This is a genomic window from Gaoshiqia sediminis, from assembly GCF_025907915.1.
GTDB classification, from domain to species: Bacteria; Bacteroidota; Bacteroidia; order Bacteroidales; family Prolixibacteraceae; genus Gaoshiqia; species Gaoshiqia sediminis.
Genome location: NZ_JAPAAF010000005.1, coordinates 39,245 through 65,747, shown reverse-complemented (window position 1 = coordinate 65,747; position 26,503 = coordinate 39,245). Strand labels below are relative to the sequence as shown.

At 42.9% G+C, this 26,503-nt stretch carries 18 protein-coding genes; 6 read left to right on the top strand and 12 right to left on the bottom strand.

The features are described from left to right. The first annotated feature begins 217 nt into the window (after nt 1–217). Both gyrA and N2K84_RS05310 read left to right on the top strand, forming a co-directional pair. On the top strand, nt 218–2,722 hold the full coding sequence (gene gyrA, locus N2K84_RS05315) for a DNA gyrase subunit A (RefSeq protein ID WP_282590749.1): 2,505 nt from the start codon (nt 218–220) through the stop codon (nt 2,720–2,722). Beyond that, a complete protein-coding gene (locus N2K84_RS05310; RefSeq protein ID WP_282590748.1) occupies nt 2,688–3,962 on the top strand; it encodes a tetratricopeptide repeat protein in 1,275 nt (424 codons plus the stop codon). The genes gyrA and N2K84_RS05310 overlap by 35 nt, the downstream gene beginning before the upstream one ends. A 636-nt stretch (nt 3,963–4,598) precedes the next feature. Here N2K84_RS05310 and N2K84_RS05305 read toward each other — a convergent pair. The 8 genes from N2K84_RS05305 to N2K84_RS05270 all read right to left on the bottom strand — a co-directional run bounded on the left by N2K84_RS05305 (nt 4,599) and on the right by N2K84_RS05270 (nt 12,698). Beyond that, nucleotides 4,599–5,105: a flavodoxin gene (locus N2K84_RS05305; RefSeq protein ID WP_282590747.1), complete on the bottom strand. Its 507-nt coding sequence runs from the start codon at nt 5,103–5,105 to the stop codon at nt 4,599–4,601. A gap of 10 nt (nt 5,106–5,115) precedes the next feature. Continuing rightward, a complete protein-coding gene (locus N2K84_RS05300) occupies nt 5,116–7,161 on the bottom strand; it encodes an alpha-ketoacid dehydrogenase subunit alpha/beta (protein ID WP_282590746.1) in 2,046 nt (681 codons plus the stop codon). Nucleotides 7,162–7,167: 6 nt separating this feature from the next. Then, complete coding sequence (locus N2K84_RS05295; RefSeq protein WP_282590745.1) at nt 7,168–8,487, bottom strand: dihydrolipoamide acetyltransferase family protein; 1,320 nt, start codon at nt 8,485–8,487, stop codon at nt 7,168–7,170. A 176-nt stretch (nt 8,488–8,663) separates the two neighbouring features. Beyond that, nucleotides 8,664–9,110 carry a hypothetical protein gene (locus N2K84_RS05290; protein ID WP_282590744.1) on the bottom strand — a complete coding sequence of 149 codons (447 nt, stop codon included), beginning with the start codon at nt 9,108–9,110 and terminating at the stop codon, nt 8,664–8,666. Nucleotides 9,111–9,212: 102 nt separating this feature from the next. Next, nucleotides 9,213–10,487, bottom strand: coding sequence for a serine hydrolase domain-containing protein (locus tag N2K84_RS05285; RefSeq protein ID WP_282590743.1), 1,275 nt, complete (start codon nt 10,485–10,487; stop codon nt 9,213–9,215). Nucleotides 10,488–10,535: 48 nt separating this feature from the next. Next, nucleotides 10,536–11,450 (bottom strand): dihydroorotate dehydrogenase, encoded by a 915-nt coding sequence (locus N2K84_RS05280; protein ID WP_282590742.1) that lies wholly within the window; start codon nt 11,448–11,450, stop codon nt 10,536–10,538. Continuing rightward, the gene (locus N2K84_RS05275; protein ID WP_282590741.1) at nt 11,438–12,217 is read right to left on the bottom strand and encodes a dihydroorotate dehydrogenase electron transfer subunit; all 780 of its coding nucleotides are present in this window, start codon (nt 12,215–12,217) and stop codon (nt 11,438–11,440) included. Before N2K84_RS05275 ends, N2K84_RS05280 begins: the two co-directional genes overlap by 13 nt. Nucleotides 12,218–12,254: 37 nt before the next feature. Next, nucleotides 12,255–12,698 carry a helix-turn-helix domain-containing protein gene (locus N2K84_RS05270; protein WP_282590740.1) on the bottom strand — a complete coding sequence of 148 codons (444 nt, stop codon included), beginning with the start codon at nt 12,696–12,698 and terminating at the stop codon, nt 12,255–12,257. A gap of 742 nt (nt 12,699–13,440) precedes the next feature. On the opposite strand from N2K84_RS05270, the gene N2K84_RS05265 reads away from it, so the two are divergent. Then, nucleotides 13,441–14,853, top strand: coding sequence for a metallophosphoesterase (locus N2K84_RS05265; protein WP_282590739.1), 1,413 nt, complete (start codon nt 13,441–13,443; stop codon nt 14,851–14,853). On the opposite strand, the gene N2K84_RS05260 is transcribed toward N2K84_RS05265, so the two are convergent. After that, nucleotides 14,845–17,739 carry a TolB-like translocation protein gene (locus N2K84_RS05260; RefSeq protein WP_282590738.1) on the bottom strand — a complete coding sequence of 965 codons (2,895 nt, stop codon included), beginning with the start codon at nt 17,737–17,739 and terminating at the stop codon, nt 14,845–14,847. The genes N2K84_RS05265 and N2K84_RS05260 overlap by 9 nt on opposite strands. Nucleotides 17,740–18,242: 503 nt before the next feature. On the opposite strand from N2K84_RS05260, the gene N2K84_RS05255 reads away from it, so the two are divergent. Together N2K84_RS05255 and N2K84_RS05250 are read left to right on the top strand one after the other, a co-directional pair. Then, entirely contained in the window at nt 18,243–20,081 is a 1,839-nt protein-coding gene (locus tag N2K84_RS05255; protein WP_282590737.1) for a vWA domain-containing protein, read from the top strand. A gap of 10 nt (nt 20,082–20,091) precedes the next feature. Continuing rightward, the gene (locus N2K84_RS05250; RefSeq protein ID WP_282590736.1) at nt 20,092–21,147 is read left to right on the top strand and encodes a DUF6340 family protein; all 1,056 of its coding nucleotides are present in this window, start codon (nt 20,092–20,094) and stop codon (nt 21,145–21,147) included. A gap of 15 nt (nt 21,148–21,162) precedes the next feature. Here N2K84_RS05250 and lgt read toward each other — a convergent pair whose 3' ends face one another. Together lgt and secA are read right to left on the bottom strand one after the other, a co-directional pair. Then, complete coding sequence (gene lgt, locus N2K84_RS05245) at nt 21,163–21,978, bottom strand: prolipoprotein diacylglyceryl transferase (RefSeq protein WP_282590735.1); 816 nt, start codon at nt 21,976–21,978, stop codon at nt 21,163–21,165. A gap of 12 nt (nt 21,979–21,990) precedes the next feature. Next, nucleotides 21,991–25,305, bottom strand: a complete 3,315-nt coding sequence (secA, locus tag N2K84_RS05240; protein ID WP_282590734.1) for a preprotein translocase subunit SecA — start codon at nt 25,303–25,305, stop codon at nt 21,991–21,993. A gap of 244 nt (nt 25,306–25,549) precedes the next feature. On the opposite strand from secA, the gene N2K84_RS05235 reads away from it, so the two are divergent. After that, nucleotides 25,550–25,774 (top strand): hypothetical protein, encoded by a 225-nt coding sequence (locus N2K84_RS05235; RefSeq protein ID WP_282590733.1) that lies wholly within the window; start codon nt 25,550–25,552, stop codon nt 25,772–25,774. Between the two features lie 61 nt (nt 25,775–25,835). Here N2K84_RS05235 and N2K84_RS05230 read toward each other — a convergent pair whose 3' ends face one another. Then, entirely contained in the window at nt 25,836–26,306 is a 471-nt protein-coding gene (locus N2K84_RS05230; RefSeq protein WP_282590732.1) for a hypothetical protein, read from the bottom strand. Nucleotides 26,307–26,503: the final 197 nt, after the last annotated feature.

Here is a 26,503-nt window from a genome sequence, read left to right as displayed (position 1 = left end):
TCCGGAATGCCTGTCAAATATAGCATTTCCATTCCTAAAGTAACGCATTATTCAAAATCCCGATAATACAACCGACTGATTTTTTGAACATTGATTTGTTGAAATTTAATTCAATGTTGATCATTAAAAAGCACGTAAAGACGCCGGTTTTATTAGTATTTTTATATTTTTGTAAGTCAAAAATTTCAACATAAATAATCTTGAAAAGGAGGATTAAATGGCTGAAGGCGAAAGAATTATAAAGATCAATATTGAAGAACAAATGAAATCCGCTTACATCGATTATTCGATGTCAGTGATTGTGTCTCGGGCCTTGCCCGATGTTCGCGATGGCTTGAAACCTGTCCACCGGCGGGTTTTATTTGGAATGAACGAATTAGGTATTTTATCAAACCGATCATATAAAAAATCAGCAAGGATCGTGGGTGAGGTACTGGGTAAATACCACCCGCACGGCGATTCATCTGTTTACATGACCATGGTGCGTATGGCACAGGATTGGTCCTTGCGCTATCCGCTGATTGACGGACAGGGCAACTTTGGCTCCATCGACGGCGATAGCCCGGCAGCCATGCGTTACACCGAAGCCCGGATGGCTAAAATAGCCGAAGAAACCCTTAGCGACCTGGATAAGAATACGGTTGATTTTCAGCCAAACTTTGATGAGTCGTTGAAAGAACCAACCGTTTTACCAACGCGGATTCCAAACCTGCTGGTAAATGGCGCCTCGGGGATTGCCGTTGGGATGGCCACCAATATGCCGCCCCATAATTTAGCTGATACAATAGATGCGATCACGGCCTATATCGACAATAAAGATATTGAAGTAAGCGATTTAATTCCGATCATCAAAGCTCCCGACTTCCCAACAGGTGGAATTATTTCCGGGTACAAAGGAGTGGAAGAAGCATATGAAACTGGCCGCGGACGTGTTGTATTGAGGGGGAAAGCGCATGTCGAGATTTACGGTAACAATCGTGAGCGCATTGTGGTGACCGAAATCCCATACATCGTCAATAAGGCAGAGCTGATTATGAAGATCGCCGATTTGGTCAACGAAAAGAAAATCGAAGGTATTTCGAATGTTAACGACGAGTCGGACCGCGAGGGGATGCGCATTGTGATTGACATCAAAAAAGATGAGATCTCAAATGTTGTACTCAATAAACTATACAAATACACCCAGCTCCAAACATCCTTCAGTGTTAACAATATTGCCTTGGTGAAAGGTCGTCCAAAATTGCTAAACCTGAAAGACCTGATCCGCTATTTTGTGGATCACCGCCATGAAGTTGTGGTTCGGCGAACCCAGTTTGAACTGGACCAGGCTGAAAAGCGGGCTCATATTCTGGAAGGTTTAATTATTGCCAGCGATAACATTGACGAAGTAATTGCTATCATTCGCGGTTCCAAAACCCCCGATGAAGCCCGGGAGGGATTGATGTCACGTTTTTCATTGAGTGATGTCCAAGCCCGTGCAATCGTGGAAATGCGACTACGGCAATTGACTGGTCTTGAACAAGATAAGCTGCGGCAGGAATATGCAGATATTCAGAAGTTCATCGAAAGGTGTAAAGAAATTTTAGCCAACGAAGAATTGCGCATGCAAATCATTAAAGATGAACTGCTTGAAATAAAAGCGCAATATGGTGACGGACGAAAAACCGAAATCGTGCCAAACGCCGAAGAATTCAACCCGGAAGATTTCTATGCCGATGAAGAAATGGTTATCACAATTTCTCATCTTGGCTACATCAAGCGTACGCCGTTGGCCGAATTTAAAACACAAGGAAGGGGAGGGGTCGGATCGAAAGGAAGTACAACTCGTGACGAGGATTTCCTGGAACACCTGTTTATTGCCTCTATGCACAATACCCTCCTGTTGTTTACAGAGAAAGGCAAATGCTTTTGGCTGAAAGTATATGAAATTCCCGAAGGAACCAAAACATCCAAAGGGCGCGCTATCCAAAACCTGCTGAATATAGAGCAGGACGATCAAGTATTGGCTTACATAAACGTAAAGCGCTTGGATGATGCAGAATATATTAATAGTAATTTCATTATCCTTTGCACGAAGAAGGGGATTATTAAGAAAACATCTCTTGAGGCTTATTCTCGGCCACGACAAAACGGAATTAATGCGATTACAGTCAGGGATGGCGACCAATTATTGGAAGCTCGTCTCACAAATGGCAATCATGAAATTATCATCGCTGTCAAGTCTGGAAAAGCCATTCGTTTCCATGAGAACATTGTTCGTGCAATAGGGCGCACCGCTTCGGGCGTAAGAGGAATAACCCTCGGTAGTGATCAGGATGAGGTGGTTGGCATGATATGTGTTGAAAACGAATCCGAAGACGTTCTTGTCGTTTCTGAAAAAGGATACGGAAAACGTTCGGGTATAGAAGAATACCGCATTACCAATCGTGGCGGAAAAGGGGTGAAAACGATCAATATTACTGAAAAAACAGGCAGTTTAATTGCAATCAAAAGTGTGGTAGATACCAACGACCTGATGATTATCACTGAAAATGGATTGACCATTCGCCTTCCGATTTCTGAATTACGTGTTATGGGGCGCGCCACCCAAGGGGTTCGATTGATCAATTTGAGAGCAGACGACGCCATTGCTTCAATTGCACGGGTTCAAATAGAAGCGAATGCTGATGAAAATACAGAATTGGAGAATGACCAAGCTGAGGAGGAAGCAGAAACTATTTAATAATCAATTGAAAAAGAATAAATTTGAACTAAAAAAATATCTTAAATTAACTGTAATGATGAAGAAAACAATTTTATTATTTGCTTTTTTAATCTCTGTTGCAGGAGCTTACGCACAGAAAGGTAAGGTTGCCAGCGCACAGACATTAAAAGATACTCAAAAATTGGATAAAGCTCTTGAAGCGATCAATGAAGCGATTGATCCAACTAATGAAAAAGCTGAGAAGTCCATTCCATGGGCAAAAACATGGGAAGTACGCGGTGACATTTACCGGGCCATCTACCAGTCAAAAGATGAGAATATCAAAAAATTGGCTGACGATCCGCTTCAAACATCGTTGGAATCTTTCAAAAAAGCATTGGAGCTGGATGAAAAAGGAAGAAATGCCAACGGCGTAAAAATTAATCTAACGCTATTAATATCTGATTTCACAGATCAGGCTGTTAATGCATTCAACGAAAACAACTACGAACTGGCCCTAAAATCATTTGAAAGTATCCTTGATATCGAATCCATGCCGGTTATGCAGGAAGCTGGCCAAGCAGCGGTAGATACGGTTATTATCTTTAATGCAGGATTGGCTGCCTACAACGCAGAAAAATATGATGATGCAATCCAATATTATAAAGAGGCAGCCAAATATGATTACAATGGTGCACGCACGTATGAGTTGATAGCTTCGAGCTATACCAGCAAGCAGGATACAGCCAGTGCATTATTAACGCTTCAGGAAGGGTTTGAAAAATATCCTGAAAACAGTTCTATTTTGGTTTTAATGATCAATATCTATTTGAATGCCAATAAAGTAGATGATGCCATGAAATACCTGGAACTGGCGATCAAACAAGATCCGGAGAATGGATCGTTTCATTTTGCACAAGGTTCGCTTTACGATAAACTCGGTGAAACCGAAAAAGCAATTAAGGCTTACGAAAAAGCTATTGAGCTGAAAGAAGATTACTTTGATGCATATTACAACTTGGGTGCAATCTATTACAACCAAGGTGTAAAACAAGTTGAAGTGGCCAACGCTGTTCCAACCAATCAGCCAGATAAGTATGAAGAGGAAAAGAATAAAGCAGACGAAGAATTCAAAAAAGCAATTCCGTATATGGAAAAAGCTTCTGAAATCAACGCAGAAGATACTTTCTCTTTAGAGTCACTGAAAACGTTGTATTACCGTCTGAAGATGATGGACAAATTTGACGAAGTGAATAAGAAACTGGAAGATCTTAAATAAATAGAAAGAGGGAGTTTTTCCCTCTTTTTTAACGCCTACAATAATAACATAATATCAACTATAAGACAGTATGGTGAAGATTTTTTCCCGCTCCAGTTTGATCAAACTAACTCAAACCTCTTCGAATCATACCGCTTAGCCATACACTGAACAATCCTTATACTGAAATGATTTTTGTAACGCTTTATTTTGAAAAGATTTCAAACAAACTTATGCAATTGATGATAGATTCTACATTATTTTCTAATATGGGCTGATGGAGTCATGTTCTAAATATGCCAGGCATTTTCAGTTAATTATGACAACTATAATTTCCTGTATTCAAGGTAGCCGATTAGCAGGTCGGCAAATATTTAATTACATCTATACATCCAAATTGTAAGACGCATTTATACAAAATGATTTGATCTTATAAAAAACTTGAAAACAATTCGTCCCTGCATAAAAACTTTGATACCGTATTTTATTGAGGCTAATAGTCGGTTAAAAAGATTTACATATGTGACACGCATGGATTTAAAGCCTTATTGTCAGCATCTTATGTATTCACATATGTGACTTACTGATTCGGCTTATAAAATAAAAAGCATGAGCTTTTCGCCCATGCTTTCTGTCTTTTTCGTGTATCAGATACAATTAGCTAAATTGCTTTTTTAATTCATCCACCCATTTCTCAATTCTTCCCTTCGATAAACGCGCTTGGTTTTCCTGGTCGATGCACAGGCCAGAAAACTGGTCTCCACGTTCAGCTCTGGAGCTTTCGTAGGTGTATCCGTCACGCGACGTAAAGCCCACTATTTCAGCTCCTCTGGACGCTACCAAGTCTGCAAAAATACCGACACCATCGTTGAAGTTTTCGGGATACCCTTTTTGGTCGCCCAACCCGTAAATTGCAAATTTTTTACCTGACAAATCCATTTCTTCAATTGCCGGAACAAATTCATCCCAATAATTTGGTAATTCACCATCCCACCAGGTAGCTACCCCTATGATATAATTATCGTATTTCAGGAAGTTTTCTTCGTTTACTTCTTCGGCATTAATCACATCCAGATTTTCTTTACCATAAAACTCGATGATTTTTTCACTGATTTTAGCGGTTTTATTCGAGTGGAAGCTATAAAATATACCTGTTTTACTCATAATTATCTTTTTAAAATGCGACTAATTCTTTTGCTGCTGCAACAATTTTTTCGGCGTTAGGCAGGATAGCTTTTTCCAAAATGCGGTTAAATCCAACTGGCGTATACGTTGAACCAACCCGTTTTACAGGGGCATCCAGAAATTCAAAAGCTTCTTCCATGATAATGGAGGTAATCTCTGATCCAAAACCGGCAAATACTTTATCCTCGTGAACGACCATGACTTTATTTGTCTTTTTCACAGAGCTTAGTATTGTTTCCTTATCTAGCGGAACTATCGACCGCAAATCAATTACCTCGACATCAATACCTTCTTCAGCCAGTTTTTCGGCAGCCTCCAAGCTGTATATCAACGTGTTTCCGTAGGTGATGAGGGTTACATCCGCACCTTTGCGCCTGATACGTGCTTTACCAAATGGAACCTCAAAATCGTCAGGAACAACAGTGGCGGCTTGCGGTGAATTGTACAATGCCTTGGGTTCCATAAACACGGTCATACCTCGACTTCGCATAGCTGTACGCAACAAGCCGGCGGCATCATCAGCAAACGTGGGATATACAATACGGACTCCGGGGATGGTTGCCAGTGCGCCCTCGATGTTTTGTGAATGGTACAAACCTCCGCCGATGTAACCGCCCGATGCCAAACGAATAGTCATATTCGGCACAAACTGACCGTTTGAGCGCCAATAATCGTGGCTTGAATCGACATATTGCTCCATGGCAGGCCAGAAATAATCAGCAAACTCAGCCCCTTCAATCACAATGCGGATTTTATCATTGAAACGGCTCATGCCGTTGGCTGTTCCAACAATGTAATCCTCGGCAATCGGGGCGCTAAACACACGCTTTTCTCCAAATTCCTGCTGCATCCCTTTTGTAACGTTAAAGGCTCCGCCCTTCTCTTTGTTGGCAACATCCTGCCCCCAAATAAAGGTGTCCGGATTGCTTCGGAATTCTTCTTTCAAGGTTTTGTTAATGGCTTCAACCAATTTCAATTTATCTCCTTCTGCCTGATGTACACCATCCGGGTATTTGTTAGCCGGATAAGGTTCGGGCATCACAAAATCAAAAATGGTGGAAGGGTCCGGATCCGGTGCCTTCAACGCTTTTTTGTGGGCATCTTTTACGATCGTCGTTGCCTGCTCTTCAATGGCAAGTAACTCGTCTTCCGTAAAACGATTGTATTTCAATAACATCCGTTTGAATTTAGCCAGCGGATCATACTCACGAACGTAATTTCGCTCGAATTCATTCCGGTATAATTCATGACGGTCAGAATTGGAGTGTGATTCTATACGCACACAATTCGCCTGAAGAATGACTGGTTCACCAACTTCCAAAACATGTTTTTTGGCTTCGGCCATGGCATTCATCGAATCGAAAACATCTTTCCCGTTGCAGTGAATGATTCGCAGGTTTTTGAACCCGCTGAAGTTGTTTGCCGCTTTTCGGTTGGCTGTTTGCATATGCTTGGGAACTGAAATGCCGTAGCCATTGTCCTGCAAAACAAAAATGACCGGTAGTTTTTCGCGAGAAGCACCATTAATCGCTTCATAAACATAGCCCTCGCTGGTGGATGATTCACCGTGAGATGTGATTGATACACCTTTTTGACCGTAATATTTCATGGCTCGGGCCACCCCAACGGCATGAAGGTCGTGGTTACCTGTACAGGATGAAACGTTGTGAATGTTCCATTCCGGCTTGGCAAAGTGATTGGACATGTGCCGTCCGCCACCAGCCACATCCGTTGCTTTCGATATTCCGTTCAGGATGATCTCCTCCGCTGTTAGCCCAGCCGAAAAACAGGTCATCATGTCCCGGTAATACGGAAAAAGATGATCGGTTTCTTTATTGAAATGTTGGCCTATGGCAAACTGAATCCCGTCATGTCCGGCATAAGGAGCATGGTACGACCACCCAATTGCCTGTTTCAGGTAATTGGGGGCTCTTTCGTCGAGTTTTCGCCCAACTACAAGGGTTGTGTACCACTTCTCCAGCGCTTCTTTATCTACATTCTTTATGGTGTAAATCTTTGGATATATACTGCTCATGTGAAATTATATTTTTCTGTTTACGTCAAATTCTTCGAGAATGTCTGCAATACGTCTCAGGAAAGCACCTCCCATGGCCCCGTCAATGATACGGTGGTCGTACGACAGGGACAGGAACATTTTATGCCGGACCACAATAGCGTCGCCGGTTGGGGTTTCCATCACGGCAGGTTTTTTCTCGATGCTGCCGGTTGCCAGAATCGCTACCTGAGGTTGATTGATAATCGGTGTTCCAATAATATTGCGGAACGAACCGAAATTGGTTATGCTAAATGTGCCGCCTGAAATTTCGTCAGGTGATAACTTATTGTTGCGAGCCCTGTTAGCCAAGTCATTTAAGGTAGAAGTTAACCCAATCAGGTTTTTCTGATCGGCCTCCTTAATGACCGGAACAATCAGGTTGCCATCCGGTTTGGCAACGGCAATGCCTACATTTACCTTACTGCGAAGAATGATTTTATCGCCGTCAACCGAAGCATTGACCATCGGGAACTCGCGTAAGGCCATGGCAACTGCCTCGGTAAATACCGGCATGAAAGTCAGGTTCTGGTTGTACTTTTGCTGAAATTCGTCTTTCATTTTCTTGCGCCAGAGCACCAGATTTGTAACGTCGGCTTCGACTACCGAAGTTACATGAGGCGCTACTTGCACCGAATTCACCATGTGTTCAGCGATAATTTTGCGAACACGGTCCATTTCAATTATCTGGTCATCGGCTCCAATAGAGACGGAAACCTTTGGCGCAGCCGGTTTTTCTTTTGGCACAGATGCAGATGGGGCCGCCGGAGCCTCTTTTGCAGGTGCAGAAAACGCTTTTCCAGAAGTTTTTCCAGCAATGTAATCCAGTAAATCCTGCTTTTGTACACGGCCATTTGTCCCGCTTCCGTGAATCTTTTCAAGCTCTTCCAATGAGATGTTTTCTTCCTTGGCAATTGAACGTACCAAAGGAGAGTAAAAACGGCTGGCACCTTTAAAATCACCAGCGCTTTCTTCCTGCAAAAGCTGGCTATCGTTTTTATCCGTCGTTTCAGCTTTTTCCTGGCCTTTTGTTTCACCTTCCGTAGCCGTTTCTTCATCGGCATCTTCATCTGTTTCAATGTAGGCTACAACTTCGCCCACCGGAACAACAGCATCAACTTCGAACAGAATCTTTTTAATAATCCCGTCAACAGGTGAAGGAATTTCAGAATCAACTTTTTCTGTGGCAATCTCAAAAAGAACATCATCTTCTTCTACCTTATCCCCTTCTTTCACAAACCACTTGGTAATCGTCGCTTCCTGAACGCTTTCCCCCATTTTGGGCATTTGAATTTTGAATTCTGACATATTCAACTTATTTATTTAACATTCTATTATTCTTGAAATTTCAACTCTTAGAACAAGCCAAAAGTTGAAATGTTCAAGAACCGCTGGAGATAAACACAGAAGTTCAAATAAAAGAAATGAACAGGCCGCGGAAATGGACGCAGTAAAGGAAAACCCTTGGAATGAAATGGAATAAATTACTCTTGCTTGATAACTATTTTATCAAAAATACCGACGATAGCTTCGGGATTAGTTACGGCGCGTAGTTCGGCTTCGATGGGGGTAGTATCCTGCGAAAAAATCTGAAAACATTTATCGAGAATGGCCACCATTTCTGCTTCCGCTTCATCCTTGGTAATCGTGCCTTTTTTCATGCTCTTGCAGAAATACTTCGATAGTTTTTGAACGGAATAATACAAGTCAGGCTTAATGATTTCTGTTGACAATATGCATTGAGCCCCTCCAAACTCCACTTTTTTAGTATAAATCTGATTAAATTGCTCCAACTTGATCAGCACATTTTTGCTCAAGTAATTATCTTCGGGGCAATCGGATACTTTAGGGAAAACGACAGGAGTACTTTCAAAATAATAATTGTCTTGTGCGCTGGCTGCAAACGAAATGACACCTAGAATTGCTAACATCAATAACCTCATAATTCCTCCTCTTCGATAGTCACGATAAAAATAGGAATAATTCGAAGTGAAAAAGTCAGCGATGAGTTAAAAATGCTTAAAAACAAGTTTTTACTGGAAGGCCAAGGGTAATGAATCGATGGGATAATGTAGGAATAAATCCCGTTCCGGCCAGTGTTTTACTCGAGAGGTGACCTTGTTCATCAAACGATTTATTTCTGCCGGCAACAAGGATCCCTTCCAACTACTTGAATTTGAAATAAAAATCCAGGTTAGTCCATTTTGCTGGCGTTTTAGCATCGCGGAGGTCCCTGCCATACTTCCGGTACGATACCAGTCGCCATTGTCCAGGGCAGTTTTCCATCCTAGCGGGCCCTTCGCATAAGTATTGTCGGTCATCTCCCGTATAGATTTTTCGGAAAGAATATCTTCCACGCCTGGCTGGCCATCAATCAGGGTTATAAAACGGGCCAGCTCAACAGCCGAACTTACCCAGCCTCCTGCGGCACCCAGTAACTCAACCGGATTGCCGCCATTTGATTTGGTGACCAATCTGCCCGAACCAGTATATTCTGGTATTGGCAGGCTTCCTTCCTGTTCGAAATAGGATACTTCGTTTGGGAAACGTTCATCCTGAAAGCTTTTACCAATATGCATATCTCGAATACCGTTCGGTATCAGAATATTTTCACGGATATAAGCTTCATAAGGCTTACCGGCAACCGTACTAATAACGTCTTCAAGAAACATGTAGCCCATGTTGGAATAGGCCACCTGGCTTCCCGGAGGAAAAGATAAGTAGCGGGAAGCCACATATTTGTAATAAGTCCGGATAGTTGCCGGAGGCAAATCGCCCACTTTCTCGGCAATATTCAATGAGTTGAAAGCGGGATCGCCATAGCGCTGAGTCCATCCACCTGCATGCGCCAGCAAATGCCTGACCGTAATTTTATAGAGTTTTTTGTCCTTTACCCGATTGAAAACAGAATCTTTTACAATTCCATTCGGACCAAATACGGTATCGTCCAGCGATAATTTTTCGTCTTCCACTAGTTTCATGACAGCCACCGCAGTGATTAACTTCGAAACGCTGGCCAACCGGAACAAATTACCGGGCTGTACCTGGTTAAATTGCTCATCGGAAATTCCAAAACCACGTGCATAAACCAACCGCTCATTTTCGACAACTGCCAGCGTAACTCCTTTCAGACCCCAGACCGCCATGAAGCGCTCCACCTGCTTCTGGATATAATCAGAATAGCTGAAGTCCGAAACTTCATTACTGATCCTGTTATTTAAACCTTCCAGTTCAAGTTGGTAATAGGGCGGAATTTGCTTCTCTGTAAGATATCCTTTTGAACCGTAGGATAATACAAAGACAATCACAATAATTATATACTTTAAATATCTCAATATACAAATGTAAATTAGCGATTAGCCGATTTGTAAACTACCAATTAATTCATTAAAGGAATTCATGTTGTGCCTGTCCAGGTAATCATTTATACCAGCTACTACTTGAACAGGCAATGTTGGATCGATAAAAATACCTGTACCGATTTGTACGGCAGAGGCACCTGCCAGAATAAACTCGATGGCATCGGTGGCATTCATAATTCCCCCCATTCCGATTACCGGAATTTTTACAGCCTGGGCAACCTGCCAAACCATGCGCAATGCAATGGGCTTAATGGCCGGACCGGATAAACCGCCAGTGATCGTTGAAAGTACCGGTTTTCGTGATTCGGCATCAATGGCCATTCCTAAAAAAGTATTGACTAACGACACACTGTCGGCTCCCTGAGATTCAACAGCACGGGCAATTTCAGCAATATTGGTTACGTTGGGCGATAGCTTTACAATTAGAGGTTTGCTGTAAACTGCCCGTACTGCCCGCACAACGGCTTCGGCTGAAGGACAGCTAACTCCGAATGCCATGCCTCCTTCCTTCACGTTCGGACAACTAATGTTTAGCTCGATAGCCGGAATCTTGTCCAATTCATTGATACGCTCCGTTAATTCAACATATTCTTCAATTGTTGAACCATTCACATTCACAATAAAATTGGTTTCAATATCTTTTATATTCGGGTAAATATTCCGGATAAAATTATCAACTCCCTTATTTTGCAAACCCACGGCATTCAACATTCCCGAAGGAGTTTCGGCCATCCTTGGATAGTTGTTTCCTTCGCGATGCTTTAGGGTTGTACCTTTCATCACCACACCTCCCAGTTCAGACAAGTCAACAAAATCGGCTATTTCCTCTCCAAATCCACAGGTTCCCGAAGCTGTTAATACCGGATTTTTAAAAACCAGATCTTTTATTTTTACACTTAAATCTGCCATGTTAGTTCTTTAATATTGAATACAGGTCCGTCAGTACATACACATTTGTGTCCTGATGTGGTTTTTTCCACACAACACAGGCAAACCCCAAATCCACACGCCATCATGTTTTCCAGTGACACTTCACAAAAAACACCAGCCTTTGCCGCATCCTTGGCAATTGCTTTCATCATGGCATCGGGACCACAGGTGTAAATTTTATTGAAAGTTGACAATTCACTTTTGTACATAGAGTGATTAGTGACAAAGCCTTTCTCGCCCAAGCTGCCATCTTCGGTGGTAAAATAAAACTTGCCGTTGTGTTGGTAGGCGCTGACGTCCACATGATCGGCAATACTGCGGGCACCAAGTAAAATATGTACATTTTCCGGGTTCAAACCGCAAACTTTTGAAAGAAAAAGCATGGGAGCAACTCCGCTTCCTCCACCAATTAATAAGACTTTATCGGTAGTTTCCGGTTGCGAAAACCCTTTTCCCAAGGGATATATAACGCTGATTTTATCGCCTGGCTGATAAGTCGTCAAAACTCGTGAGCCTCGTCCCAGAATCTTCACCAACAAGGAGAAAGTCCTGTTTTGATAGTCAACATCCAATACCGAAAATGGCCGGCGCAGGAAAATCTCCGTTGCTTTTTTTATCTCAACATTTACAAATTGCCCGGGAAATATTTCAGGCAGTTCGGATCCGGCTTGTAATACCAACCGAAAATTGTCATGATTTAACTGAGTATTTTCGATGAGCACAAGCTCCTGAACAGTTTTTTTCATTCCGACTAATTATTTGCCGGCAAAGATAGGAGAAAAATTATTTTAAGGGAGTGTATTGTTTAAAAGTTTGGTCGGTGTAAAATACGACAATCCGCTCTACTTCTTTGCCTATTACAGTCGGCTCAACCGGTGGAGGCGCAGCTTCCATAGTTGGTTTAGGCAGTACCGTTTTTTCACTCTGCAAAGGTTCTTCCAATCTTTCGGGCTCTGCGGCAACAGTTTTTGTTTTCTCCTCTTCCCGGGGAAAAAGCGTTGCTGCTTGCTTCGTGCCGGTTACCAGCATCTCGCCTTCACCCATAATCAGCCATTTGGCGTCAATTTCGGGATAGGCTTCCAGCAGTTTTGAAATAAACGGAAAGCTAGGATTGTTTCGGCCATGCAATACATGTGTAACATTCGATCGCTGCACCCCAATAGAATCAGCCAACTCAGAAGAAGTTAACCCTTTGTATTCCATAAAACGTTTTATACGGCTATTCATGAATGTGAATTTAGCTTTTCACAAAAGTAATAATAAAATCGCTTTTGGCAAATTACATATTTAACCCCGACTGATTCGGAATTGTAAACTGCAATTCGTACCCGAATTCAAATCATCCTGATCACACCTAAATAATCACTTCGCTTAATACTATAAAATACCTGAATACTAATACATTAAAGTAAATAAATAACTTGAATATGATCATTATTCTACTCATGATCGACTCATTTTAGATATTTAGTTCAAATAGACATTGTATATTGCTGTTTATCAATACTTTTTGTTGGATATACACCGTGAAATGTTGTCTATTTCCGTTGGTGATTTTTGTAAACTACTCCTCTCCTATTCAAATTCGTTTTTGTGAAAATGCCTGGTTGTCATGGTAAAAACTACTATTCATATTAGTAAATTGTCAATTACATTCTGCCATGATCTGGTCGGTTACAATTGTTAATTCACTTTTGTATGGTGCATTTGCTTTCCCCCGATCAGCCTCATGCTCATGCGCAGAGAATCCGAACAGCATATTGGGGAATTTGGCCAATAATAATCTGTAGTCATTCTCAACTAAGAGGCAAGATTTCGGTTGACTCTTTTAACATTTATTGATCGACCTGTTTTCAGGTCAATGTTCATGTCTGTAAAAATCTCTTGATCCGACATTGGTCTTTCCGGCATTGTTTTATTTCGATTTAAACACGGCTTTATCCTATATAAATTCAACATTTGCGTAGATATGGCAAGGCTTGAGCAAATACGCGATCCTCATTCAGTTAAAAATGAGCAAAACAACCCATACTGTACTGACAAACAAACCCATAGAGCCTATTTTGTACGATTTTTTAGACACTTAAAACTAAAAAAGTTGATCAGAGAACTTCCATTAAGTGGACGATTATCATTTAAGATGCTTATTTTCGTATGTCACCAATTAAAAAAATTACTTATGCGTGGTATTCCATCTTCCAGTGTGTTTCTCTTTTTATTCATTATCCTCATGATCGAATTGTTGGCATACTTGGGATTGGTGCAGCTCGTTCATGAGAAAAAATTGAAACGCAAAGTGAGTTTTTTGTATTGGATTACTTCAATGTCTTTTTTGGCTATATGGCTCTTGGCATTTCTTAACCCTGAAAAAATAAGGCATACCACCAATTACCAATTCTTCTATTTTGTTATTTCAATTTCAGTGATGAATATTTTTCCGAAATCGTTACTGACCTTATTTACAATAGCAGCAGCGCTATTTCGATTTCTACGGGCGATATTTCTATCCAGGGTAATTTTGTTGTGTGGCATGATTATTAGCTTGGGCATGCTGACCAGCATTGGTTATGGCATTGCAGTGGGACGAAAAATCATCCGTACCGAGCGAGTTGAAATAAGACTTGTCAATCTGCCTGAAGCTTTGAATGGATTAAAGATCGTGCAAATCTCAGACGTTCATTTAGGAAGTTTTGAAGATGACGCCTTTCTGGCAAACTGTACCGATGAGATCAACAGGCAACAGGCAGATTTGCTATTGTTTACCGGTGATATTGTGAATAATTATTACCAGGAAATGGAGGGCTTTGAGGACCAGTTAAAAGGGATGAATGCCAAATATGGCAAGTTTGCCATTCTTGGAAATCATGATTATGGCGATTATTCTGATTGGAAGACACCAGCGGAAAAAGCTGATAACCAACAGAATCTAAATAAATCATTGGAAGAATCGGGATTTAATTTATTGCTGAACCAATCGGTAAAAGTTTCGCTGCATGATACTTCGCTCTACCTTGTGGGCGTTGAAAACTGGGGACACAAGCCTTTTCCGCAATATGCCCGGCTCGAAGATGCCTTACAGGAAGTGCCTGAAAATTCATTTAAAATTTTGTTGTCGCATGATCCGTCTCACTGGGAAGGTGAAGTTCTAAACCAAACCAATATTCCGTTGACATTAGCTGGTCATACACATGGCGCACAATTTGGAATTAGGTTGGCTGGAATTGAATTCAGTCCAATGTACCTGATCCAAAAATATTGGGGAGGACTTTATCGGCATGAAAATCAATATCTTTACGTGAACCGGGGAATTGGTTGCGTCGGCTTCCTGGGACGGATTGATATGGCTCCGGAAATCACAGTTTTAACGCTGCGGTCAGAGTGAATCAAAATTAACTGAAAGCATCAACTCTGTTCGGAACTCGCGAAGATCGTGCATGTAAATACCACGCATACCGATGGATACCGGGGCTGTCAAACGCAGGAAATGACCATCACCTGTAAGCTCTAGTCCAACGGATTTGAGGCTGCCGCTAAATTTTCCGCTGGCTAATCCATTTTCATCGTAAATAGTTCCTTTCAGATGGGCAAAATCATAGAATGCGGAAGAACGTATCCGTTTTAGAAAAAATAATCGTCCTAAACTTTTATCCGGATAGCAGATTGGCATGACATAATCTGCGGCAAACACATACAGCTTGTCATGCTGAAAGCGGTTAAAACCACGGGGGTACCGAACAATATCCGAGAAAGCCAGATCTTGATTATTATTTTTTTGCTGATAACCATTGTAGAAACGAATGCCATGGTTACAAACCAATCCCGGAATATACAAATACGACTGAAACGCCTTCAAATCACCAATTTCCGTTCCGCCCCCCAGGCTGTTCCGGTAGCTAAACTCAACAATCTGTCCCCAATCCGGCTGAATATCCAGCTCCGCCTGACGAATAATATTTTGAAAATAAAGCCGGTACGACATCGAATGGTAATGCCCTTGGTATAACTGATCCGGTGTTGTTTGATTATGAATCACTTTCCGATAGTTGTAGTTCACCTCCGGTTGCAAAATTTGCGTATATTTTCCTTTATTGAAATAGAATGGCATCCGGCTGCTCAACTCGAATTCCAGCTCATTCCACGAAAAATTCCGGATAGTTGTGTCACTTTCGAGGATATTCCCCAGCCGGTCAACCATGTTGGAAACCTCATAGTAGGCCGATCTTCTTCTTCCGTATCCAACTCCAGCCTTAATCACCGGAAACAATCCCGAATATTCAAAATCAATTTTATACTTTCCGGCTTCTTCTGCCAAATCATACTCATACCCCAACTGTGTATTGGCGGTACCCAGCTTGTTTTGCGACATCAGCGAAATGCCGGGCCTCACTTCATGATCATTTACATTGATGTAAGCCGGAGCCCAACTGTGAAAGTTGAACAAATGGGCTAATTTTCGGTAAGGCTTTGTATCGTAATTAACCGGGTCTTCAACACTGAAATCCAGCAAGGTATCTTCCTGCGCGGCCAATGCTTCGGCCAATTTATACGTGTAAGGAACAATTTCGCTATCCGGTTTCTGCAATAATTCGCCCAGTTTCAATCTGGCAACATGATAACCGTTTGAATTATAATTACTAAAGAAAAGCTTTTCAGCAACAACCGTCGGGTAATCTGCTCCAAACGGAACCGATGAAAGCTGACTTATCTGCCTTGCTTTCAAATCGAGGCAAAAAATATTATCGATACCTGTTTTTGAGGAAGTGAAATACAACTTATTATTATGAAATTCGGGATTTCGGATATCGTAAAAATGGGCAGGTGTTAGCTCCGTGAACTTGCCCGTCTGGGTGTTAAGAGAAGATAGGTATTTGCCTTCATCGGAGAGCGCAATGAAATAGAGCATTTCCCCGGCATCGTCCCAGCTTGGGGTGAAAAGGTAGTGATTGCCGGGGATTGAAAAGTTTCGGATAAGTTGTCCGCTTTCCAAATTGTAAATGCCTAGTTCATATTCATTTGAATGATTTACCGTTACTGCCGCAAAACTATTTAGGTTGGGCGAAACCACCGGACTAAAGATTTTCTCTTTCATCGGAAATTCCTTTATCGCGTTGGTATCCAGGTTGAAAAGGACAATCACAGATTTATCGGCATGTGTCCACCGCAAATCAAGCCTTCGTTCCGACCAGATCAACAAATTACCTGTCCGTGAAAACGATTCTTCGAAAATGGTTCCCGGTGTGTGGAGAACCTTTTCTTTTCGGTTGGTAACCAACACAATCCGGCCAATGTCATCCCGGCTTTCTTTGTAAGCCACAAATGAAGAATCGGTGATTGCCGAAACGTACCTGTAATTGGTAACCTGTTTATTTTCGGGACTTACACGCATCGTTGGTGTTTGCTTCGTTGATTCCAGTTCTGCATTCCATGCTGATAAATAATTCTGAAACAGGATTTTGTACAGCCCTTCTTTCCCCAGGCCCGTGCGTTTTTTCAACACCCTGTTCAACGGACTGACAGATAACGGACGGCTTCCAATTTCGGCAAGAACTTCAGACCACAACGTGGCGCCATATTTTTCACGGATCCCACCTGCCAGCCAATAACCAAACTTATACCGATTGGGGACAAAATCTTTGTACGAACCCAGCGCCGCTTTATCATACGAATACAAACCTTTTTCAAGGGCCTGTGCCTTGTTTTCCATCAAAAAATAGGGCAACCGGCCCCGACCGGCATGGGACAAAGCAGTTTCGGTGATAACGGCATCGCCTTCCAAAAACCAAAACGGCAAATAAGCCCCAACCGCAGCAGCGGCGGCCTGTTCGCCAAACAAAACTGGCAATATCGCCGGCAATTCATCCTGAATTTTATCCATTTGCACCACGTGCCTGAACTCGTGAATGGCCAATTGTTCCAACCAATCCTGAGCATATATTTTTTGGTGCGGCGTAGGGAAAAGTTCGACCCGTTTTGGCGACCAAGCCACCAAGCCATTCGACTTAACCGTATGGGTATGCAAAATCACCGAAATCTTTTTGGGAGGGTGATCAAGTGTTTTGTATCCTAATTGGTAAACCATTTCAAAAAGGTGGGCAACCTTTATCGCTTTTTGCTCATATTCCTCCGGAAAAATCAACTGGAAATTGGCTGTACGAATCTTCCGCCATTTAATACCGGCCGGATCTTCGCCGGTTGAAAAATACTGCGCAAACAACGATAACCGGCAAGCCAGCAACAGGGTGAGCGCCGCGATTTTAATCAGTCGCATAATCAGCTTGGTCTAAAAATGATCTTGAAATATAGATAAAAAAAGCCGGGAAGCATCTCCCAGCCAAATCATTTTAGCTAATTAAAATAGCTATCAATATTCAATTGTTCCGTTTTCGCGGTTTAGCGCTGCCTGAAAGATCGTTGCGAACGACGAATCCTCCTTAAAATAACTCTTGATTTAAAACCGCACAAATATTTTAGGGCCGAAACCAAAGGAAAGATTCCAGTTGTAAGCATAAGAATATTAAATTTGAGTTCTAAAAATCCGGAGAATTGAAAATTTATTTCGATCAACCATACGCATTCCTGCTTGTATTTTTCTGTGCCCTGTTTGCAGCGGCCCTGTCCTACCTGCTTTACCGCAACAAAAAAAATCGGTCTATTTATACGAAGAGGCAATTGCACATCCTATTTGCATTACGCTTCTCCTCGATTCTTTTATTAACCTTATTACTGCTCGGACCAGCCATCAGAAGGATAAAGCTATACCGAACCCAACCCATGTTAATATTTGCCATTGACAATTCACAGTCGATGCAGCCATTTAAAAAACTAAGCGAAGAGCTCATCAACCGGGCAAAAGAGACATTGGGCGAGTATCAGCCAGAGTTTTGGACTTTTGGTGAAAAGGCAGCGAAAGATGTTCATCCCGACTATTCAGCGTTACGGTCCGACTACGCTAATTTAATACATGCGGTAACCGAAAACTACCAGGTTTCCGATATTGGCAGCCTGGTGATTTTAGGCGATGGGCTGTACAATTCGGGCAACGATCCGGTGTTTGAAAGCCGTGCGCTCCCCTTTCCGGTTTACACGGTGGGAATTGGCGACACAACCCTCAGGACAGATGCAGCCATCCTTCAAATAAACACCAATAAAACAGCCTATTTGGACAGTTATTTTCCTGTGGATGTCGAATTGTCGTTTCTAAAAGCTGGCGGAAATTCGTTAAAATTCACCGTTTATCAGGCTGATAAACCAATTTACGAAACAACGGTCCGCATTCCTTCTGATAAACATTTTCGTCAGGAACGGATTAGTTTAAAAGCTACCCAAACGGGTATTAACAATTTTACGGCTGTTGTTGAATCCTTTCCCGGCGAAGAGAACACCTCGAATAACCGCTATGATTTTTCGGTGCATGTGATTTCAGAAAAACAAAAGATTCTCGTCTGGCAATATGGCACGCACCCGGATGTTTCAGCCATCATTCAAGCCATAGGCCACGAAAAAAGCTATACCTGGGATCTTATTTCAGGTCAGGAAAAAGAAATTTCTTTTGCCGAATATGATCTGGTGATAATGCATCAACTTCCGGATGAAAATGCTGCGAATGGCGCACTGGCCGAGGATTTGCTTAAAAGTCGCCGGCCAATCCTTTTCATTGTCGGACAGTCCACGTCAATCCCTCGCCTGAACAGTTTGCAGGCCGGGGTGGAATTTCAACCAATCACTGGATACGAATATGCCAATCCAATTTTAAATTCAAACTTCAGCCTGTTTTCGATTGAAAAGGAACAGCAAAGAACGATGGCCAATTGGCCGCCCTTATCAGTTCCGTTTGGCGAAATTGAGCTCGACGGAGAATTGCAACCACTTGTTCGCCAGCGATTGCAATCCATTGAAACGGATCGACCGCTGTTGGCGGCTGGCCGGGTACAAGGAGTTAAACGCGGTTTTATTTTGGGTGAAGGACTTTGGCGCTGGCGTATGCAAAATTACCTGCAGAATGGGTCTCATCAGGCTTTCGACTACCTGATCCAAAAATTAGTGAATTACCTGATTTTGAAGCCAAATGAGGATAATTTCAATGTTTTTTATCAAACTGAATATGCCGAAGATAGCCCGGTAATCATGCAGGCGGAATTGTTTAATGATAGCTTTGAACCGGTGAACACACCCGAGGTACATCTCAGTCTAACTTCAGATAACGGTACCAATCTCTCGTTTACATTCGACCGGACAGATATGCATTATAAATTGAATATGGGCAATTTAGATACGGGTAAGTATTCGTTTGAAGCCTTTGTGAAATTGGGTGAAACAAACTACCAGGAAACAGGCAGTTTTCAAGTCAGCCAACTTCAACTGGAACTGGCTCGCACAAATGCCAACTTTCAGGTGTTATATCAGATAGCCCGAAATACCGGAGGCCAATTTTACACGACAGACGCGTTTAATGAGTTAATTGACAAACTAAAAGAAAACGAGAAACTAAAGGTACAGAAGACCAGGCAGCTGATTTTTCAGGATGTGATCGTAATGAAATGGTTGTTTTTCTTCGTTCTTTTATTACTTTGTATGGAATGGTTTTTGAGAAAATATTGGGGCTCTTACTAATGCATATAATATGACAACAAATAGATTTAAAATATTATTATTCACTGGATTGTCATATCTGGTGTTTTTCATTTCCTGTACATCCTCCTTAAAAACAGTATCCATAGAATCGGCCAAACCCTCGAGCGATCTCCTGCCCGATCAAATAGGAAGCCTTACGCTGATGAACCGTGCTATTTCAGGGGATTTTCAAAATTACCACAAGGACAGCTTGCAACGCTATTTTTATAAAAACGGGTTCAATGTCAGCTCAATCGTTTTGGACAGCCTGGCTGCCGATACCACCTTAAAAGTGCTGGCCGAGTTGTTGTTTGCATCGGGTCGGTACGATGTCGTCATTCCCCAGGAATATAATTTTCACCGGGACCTTAAATTTCATCAAATCCCGGTAGAATTGCCCTGGGCTCAGGTTCGCCGGATTTGCAGCGACTTCAATACGGATGCCCTGCTTGTTATTGAGCGTTATTACAATAAATTGATCACAAATTATACGGTGCATCCTGCCTTGCTGGGCTACGAAGAATATGCTTCGGCAGCTATCGACTCGAAATATGATGCTGTAGCTAAAATTTACGACCCGGCGAGCGAAACGGTTATCCGGCAACTACTTGTGGCCGATACTATTTCGTGGTACGAAACCGACACGTCAACCGAACGTTTATTTCGCCGCTTACCGTCAATAAAAGAATGTTTGGTACAAACCGGGATTCAGGTAGCGCTTGAATTGGATAGTAAACTTTCGCCCACTTGGGTGCAAGAAAACCGCTCCTGGTTTTTGATTGACAAGAAGGATTTCAACCTGATTGACAGATACATTCGCGAAAATAACTGGCAAGCCGCCTACGACTATTGGCTGCCTTTTGCTGCATCTTCCAAAACTTCGACAAAAAGCCGGGCTGAATACAACCTGGCACTGGCCAGCGAAATGTTGGGTGATGTTGACCTGGCCATCGAATGGGCCAACAAATCTTATTTCACCCAATACCACAAGCAAACAGAAAATTACCTGTATAAGCTGAAACGCCGGAAAGAAATTATGCTGAGCTTTCAGAAATTAAATGAATAGCCCAAATGCGTGGTTTTATTTGGCCGGATAATTTACATCCGGCCTTTTTAATGCCCGTAAAACCAGGAAAAGACCTCCCAAAACGAAAGGAATGCTCAACCATTGCCCCATGTTTAAACTCATGGTGGCCTCAAAAGCTTCCTGATCTTCCTTGATAAATTCAATCAGGAAACGAGACAAAAAGATCATGATGAAGAAAACCCCAACAATCAGACCTTCGCGTTTGCGCAGGTTGGTTTTCCAATACAGGAAAAGCATTACGCCGTATGTGGCCAGATAGGAAAAGGCTTCATAAATTTGGGTTGGATGTTTGGCCACCGTTTCTCCATTCCGTTCAAAAATAAAGCCCCACGGCAGGCTGGTTTCAACACCATAGATTTCTGAATTCATCAGATTACCGGTCCGGATGAGCGCAGCTACCAGCGCGGTTGGCACCACTACCCGGTCGAGCACCCAAAGCACCGACCGTTTCGATACTTTCCGGCTCCACAAAATCAAGGCAATAAAAATACCCAGCGCCCCGCCGTGGCTGGCCAGTCCACCATGCCACACCTTCAGAATTTCTGCCGGATGTTGCGAGTAATAGTCCCAGCCGTAAAAAAGTACATGTCCCAGCCGCGCACCAATCACCGTGGCAACTATCAGATAAATAAACAGGCTTTCGAGCCACCTGGTATCGAGTTTCTCGAACTTGAACATCCATTCTCCCTGATAATACCCAAATAAGAATCCGGTAGCAAACATCAGTCCGTACCAACGAACTGACAGAGGCCCCAAATGAAAAATCTCCGGGTCAACATTCCAATGGATGAAAGCGATAAGTGATTGCATGTGCGCTAATTTTTATTCCAAACCTTTTCCGTGACAACTCTTGTATTTTTTTCCGCTACCACAGGGGCACGGATCGTTGCGTCCAACCTTTTTCTCAACGCGTACCGGCTGTACTTTTTGCGGCTCGCGCGTTTCAGCAGCTTGCCTGCGTCCGGCCAGTTCGGGCATTTCGGATTTTTGAGTTGAATAGCGGCTCATATCTGTCCGGCGGGCAGCTTCGGCTTCACGCACCTGGCTTGGGTCCGAGATTGGGATATGCCCTTTCATCAGCGTAGAAACAATATCCTTGTTCACTTTCTGAATCATCTGCTTGAACAGGTTAAACGATTCAAACTTGTAGATAAGTAGCGGGTCTTTCTGTTCGTAGGCCGCATTCTGAACCGACTGTTTCAAATCGTCCATCTCGCGCAATTGCTCCTTCCAGGCTTCGTCAATAGTGGAGAGAACAATTTGCTTTTGATATGATTTCACCAACTCCTTGCCTTTATTTTCATAAGCCTTCTGGAGGTTGGTGATGATTTGGTAAATGCGTTTGCCATCTGAAATAGGCACTACAATATTTTGGTACAGATGCGATTTGTTTTCATACACATCTTTGATCACCGGGTAAGCTTGTTTGGAAATGGTTTCCACCTTGCGCGAATAGGTGTTGATCATGACCTGATAAATACGTTCGACGATCTCCTCCGGCTTGAGTTTCGTAAATTCATCCTGATGAACCGGTGAATCCAGTGACATCAACCGCATTAGTTCCAGGTTGAAATCTTCAAAATCACCTTCATGATATTCGTTGACCAGATTCTCAAGCGAATCGTACATCATGTTCAGCACATCCACTTCCAGACGCTCTCCAAATAAAGCGTGCCGGCGTTTTTTATAAATGACCTCCCGCTGAGAGTTCATGACATCGTCATACTCCAGCAAACGTTTACGAATGCCAAAGTTGTTTTCTTCCACTTTTTTCTGAGCCCGTTCTATCGACTTGGTAATCATGGAATGCTGAATCACTTCGCCTTCTTCCAATCCCAAACGGTCCATGATGCCGGTAATTCGTTCGGAGTTGAACAGGCGCATCAAATCGTCTTCCAGCGAAACGAAAAACTGCGAACTACCAGGGTCTCCCTGACGTCCGGCACGACCGCGCAGCTGGCGGTCAACGCGGCGTGAGTCGTGGCGCTCTGTACCGACAATGGCCAAACCACCGGCAGCCTTCACCTCTGGGGAAAGCTTAATGTCGGTACCACGACCGGCCATGTTGGTCGCAATGGTAACCATTCCTTTTTTACCGGCATCTGCCACAATTTCGGCCTCACGGGCATGTAATTTCGCGTTCAGCACATTGTGCTTGATACCACGTATTTTCAACATCCGGCTAAGCAATTCCGAAATTTCAACAGAAGTAGTACCCACGAGGACAGGACGTCCGGCTTGGTTCAACTCAACAATTTCCAGAATGACCGCATTATATTTTTCGCGTTTTGTTTTGTAAACCTTATCGTTCCAGTCGTTCCTGACAATCGGACGGTTGGTGGGAATCACCACAACATCCAGTTTATAGATGTCCCAAAGTTCTCCTGCTTCCGTCTCGGCTGTACCGGTCATACCGGCCAGCTTGTGGTACATGCGGAAATAGTTTTGCAGGGTAATAGTCGCAAAGGTTTGTGTGGCGGCTTCCACTTTCACCCGCTCTTTAGCTTCGATGGCCTGGTGCAGCCCGTCAGAGTAACGACGACCTTCCATAATACGGCCGGTCTGTTCATCCACAATTTTCACCTTATTGTCGATCACCACATATTCGATGTCTTTTTCGAACATGGCATAGGCTTTCAGTAACTGGTTGATGGTGTGGACACGTTCTGATTTTACCGCGTAGTTTTGCAGCAAGACATCTTTCTTTTCAATACGTTCCTGACTGCTCAGTGAAGCGTTATTCTCAATCTCTGCAACCGAAGAGCCAACATCGGGCAGGATGAAGAATTCCGGATCGTCCACGTCGGCCGAGATCAGGTCAATTCCTTTGTCGGTCAATTCGACGGAATTCAGTTTTTCGTCGATGATAAAATATAGCGGATCGGTAACCACATGCATGTTTTTGCTGTTATCCTGCATGTAGAAGTTTTCCGTTTTTTGCATCGCGGCTTTAATTCCCTCTTCACTCAGGAACTTAATCAACGACTTGGTTTTCGGGAGACCTTTGTGAGCGCGCAGCAACTGTATTGCGCCTTCTTCTTTCTCTTCTTTTGTTGCATTTTCCTTCGTCAGCAACCGTTTGGCATCAGTCAAACACTGATTGGTATAATTACGTTGGGCGGCCACTAGTTTCTCAACTTTCGGCATCAATTCCTCAAACTTCTGGTTGTCGCCTTTTGGTACCGGACCGGAAATAATTAACGGCGTACGGGCATCATCAATCAATACGGAGTCCACCTCGTCCACAATCGCATAATGGTGTTTGCGCTGCACCAGGTCGCGCGGGTTGATGGCCATGTTGTCACGCAGATAGTCGAAGCCAAATTCGTTGTTGGTACCATACGTAATGTCAGCATTGTATGCTTTGCGCCGGGCATCGGAGTTGGGCTGGTGCTTGTCGATGCAATCCACGCTTAACCCGTGAAATTCGAAAATTGGCCCCATCCACTCCGAGTCACGTTTGGACAGGTAATCGTTTACCGTTACCACATGGACACCTCTGCCAGACAAGGCATTCAGGAAAACCGGCAAAGTAGCGACCAGGGTTTTCCCTTCACCGGTGGCCATTTCAGCAACTTTTCCGGAATGCAGCACAATACCTCCAATCAACTGGACATCGTAATGCACCATTTCCCAGGTAATTTCGCTTCCGCCCGCAATCCAGGAGTTGTGCCAAATGGCATCATCACCGTCAATTTCTACGTTGTCCTTCACTGCTGCCAGATTCCGGTCAAAATCGTTGGCGCTGACAATTACTTTTTTGTTTTCGGTAAAACGTTTGGCGGTTTCTTTGATCACGGAAAAAGCTGCAGGAAGTATTTCACTCAACACCTCTTCAATTTTCTCGTTGATGCGCTCTTCCAGTTTATCGATTTCCTGGTATATTTTTTCGCTTTCCTGAAGGTCGGCCTCTTCAGCCCGTTGTTTTAACGATTCGATCTGGTCTTCTTCCGGTCTGATCCGTTCGCGGATGACATCCCGCAAACGATCTGATTCCAAACGTAATTCATCGTTGGAAAGTTGAGTAATCCGGGTGTATTCTTGTCTGATTTTTTCCAGGATTGGAGTAATTTCTTTAATGTCCCGATCGGACTTACTTCCGAGAAATTTCCCCAAAAATTTTGTTACAAATGCCATTATTTAAGGTTTTTCTATGTTTTCAAATTGACGCACACAAAAGTAATTATATTGTATAAGTATATTTACCGGCCTGCTGTTTTTTTTCAATAATAATCGTGCCACGCCGGATCTGGCGATAAAAGTGGACAGATTAACAGACGGGGGCAATTTAACTGCCATTAAAACAGCCAGGCCCTCCATTACTTGACCAAACCCTCCAAATCCGTCATTGAAGAGTCTGATTTGATGAACGTAAATCGGGATGAAAAACCACTATCTTTGCCCACTCGAAATTGACGTTAAAATGAATGATTTTAGTTCGGTGTGTTTTGTCTGCGGTCATCCGGTTGATCCATCGGACAGCCTGAAAAATGAAGAACTGAACCTGCCGGTGTGCATGGAATGCAGGGGAAGTGAGCGCGAGAAACAAGCTATAAGCGAACTGCGGGATGGGATGGCTGAAGGTTTTGTGTGCGGTTGTATCTAAAAAAACCGCCTTCGGGGGAGAAAGCGGCTTTCTTGTTGGTGCTGTTTAGATATTAAAAGTGCTAGTTCAACAAATGTTGATAGCTCGGATTTACCAAGTCGGGCAAATAAGCTGCAATAAGGCCCAGCGCCTTTTCGTCATCCATCGGATTTGACGAAATCAACCGTTGTTTTGCCAATTCATTGGCATTAATGACCTGACTGGTTAATTCAACCGGAAGTTTGCATTCGGACATTTTTGCTGCCCGAGCACCAAATCCATTTCCCGAACACACATAGACCACTTCGAAATGATCACCGCGGACGATGTAATTTTTGCAACGCTTTGTCCTTTGTAACTCAATCATAATCTGTGATTCATTTTCGTTGTAAGTCAGCAACCAGGCACACTCGGCACCGGTTTTCAGTTCCTGGTTTTCAACCGGTGTAATTTTGTAATCAGCAAAAGCACGGTCGCCCGCAAGCGCGTTTACTGAAAAAGCCACCGCCAGTAGGGCTACGATAGCAAATAGTTTAAAAAAGCTTTTTTTCATGACTCTTAATTTTAATAGTTACGTTTCTGAAATCTGAATTAATATATCTGCACAAATAGCTCATTTTGTGCAACATTTGCTTTTGGATCGTTTACCTAATAGACGGGGATTTTTTTGGAAAATTACAGCAGATAGCCTTGTTTTCGGTCAACAGGACATTTGTGCAGGCAAACAGGACTGGTTCGTCTGTAAACCTG

Coding starts and splice junctions, on each gene's coding strand:
- N2K84_RS05255 (WP_282590737.1), top strand. CDS start 18,243: ATGTTAATATTTGCCATTGACAATTCACAGTCGATGCAGCCATTTAAA.
- N2K84_RS05250 (WP_282590736.1), top strand. CDS start 20,092: ATGACAACAAATAGATTTAAAATATTATTATTCACTGGATTGTCATAT.
- secA (WP_282590734.1), bottom strand. CDS start 25,305: ATGGCATTTGTAACAAAATTTTTGGGGAAATTTCTCGGAAGTAAGTCC.
- N2K84_RS05280 (WP_282590742.1), bottom strand. CDS start 11,450: ATGGCAGATTTAAGTGTAAAAATAAAAGATCTGGTTTTTAAAAATCCG.
- N2K84_RS05310 (WP_282590748.1), top strand. CDS start 2,688: ATGACCAAGCTGAGGAGGAAGCAGAAACTATTTAATAATCAATTGAAA.
- N2K84_RS05290 (WP_282590744.1), bottom strand. CDS start 9,110: ATGTTAGCAATTCTAGGTGTCATTTCGTTTGCAGCCAGCGCACAAGAC.
- N2K84_RS05305 (WP_282590747.1), bottom strand. CDS start 5,105: ATGAGTAAAACAGGTATATTTTATAGCTTCCACTCGAATAAAACCGCT.
- lgt (WP_282590735.1), bottom strand. CDS start 21,978: ATGCAATCACTTATCGCTTTCATCCATTGGAATGTTGACCCGGAGATT.
- N2K84_RS05275 (WP_282590741.1), bottom strand. CDS start 12,217: ATGAAAAAAACTGTTCAGGAGCTTGTGCTCATCGAAAATACTCAGTTA.
- N2K84_RS05265 (WP_282590739.1), top strand. CDS start 13,441: ATGGCAAGGCTTGAGCAAATACGCGATCCTCATTCAGTTAAAAATGAG.
- N2K84_RS05230 (WP_282590732.1), bottom strand. CDS start 26,306: ATGAAAAAAAGCTTTTTTAAACTATTTGCTATCGTAGCCCTACTGGCG.
- N2K84_RS05260 (WP_282590738.1), bottom strand. CDS start 17,739: ATGCGACTGATTAAAATCGCGGCGCTCACCCTGTTGCTGGCTTGCCGG.
- N2K84_RS05270 (WP_282590740.1), bottom strand. CDS start 12,698: ATGAATAGCCGTATAAAACGTTTTATGGAATACAAAGGGTTAACTTCT.
- N2K84_RS05295 (WP_282590745.1), bottom strand. CDS start 8,487: ATGTCAGAATTCAAAATTCAAATGCCCAAAATGGGGGAAAGCGTTCAG.
- gyrA (WP_282590749.1), top strand. CDS start 218: ATGGCTGAAGGCGAAAGAATTATAAAGATCAATATTGAAGAACAAATG.
- N2K84_RS05300 (WP_282590746.1), bottom strand. CDS start 7,161: ATGAGCAGTATATATCCAAAGATTTACACCATAAAGAATGTAGATAAA.
- N2K84_RS05235 (WP_282590733.1), top strand. CDS start 25,550: ATGAAAAACCACTATCTTTGCCCACTCGAAATTGACGTTAAAATGAAT.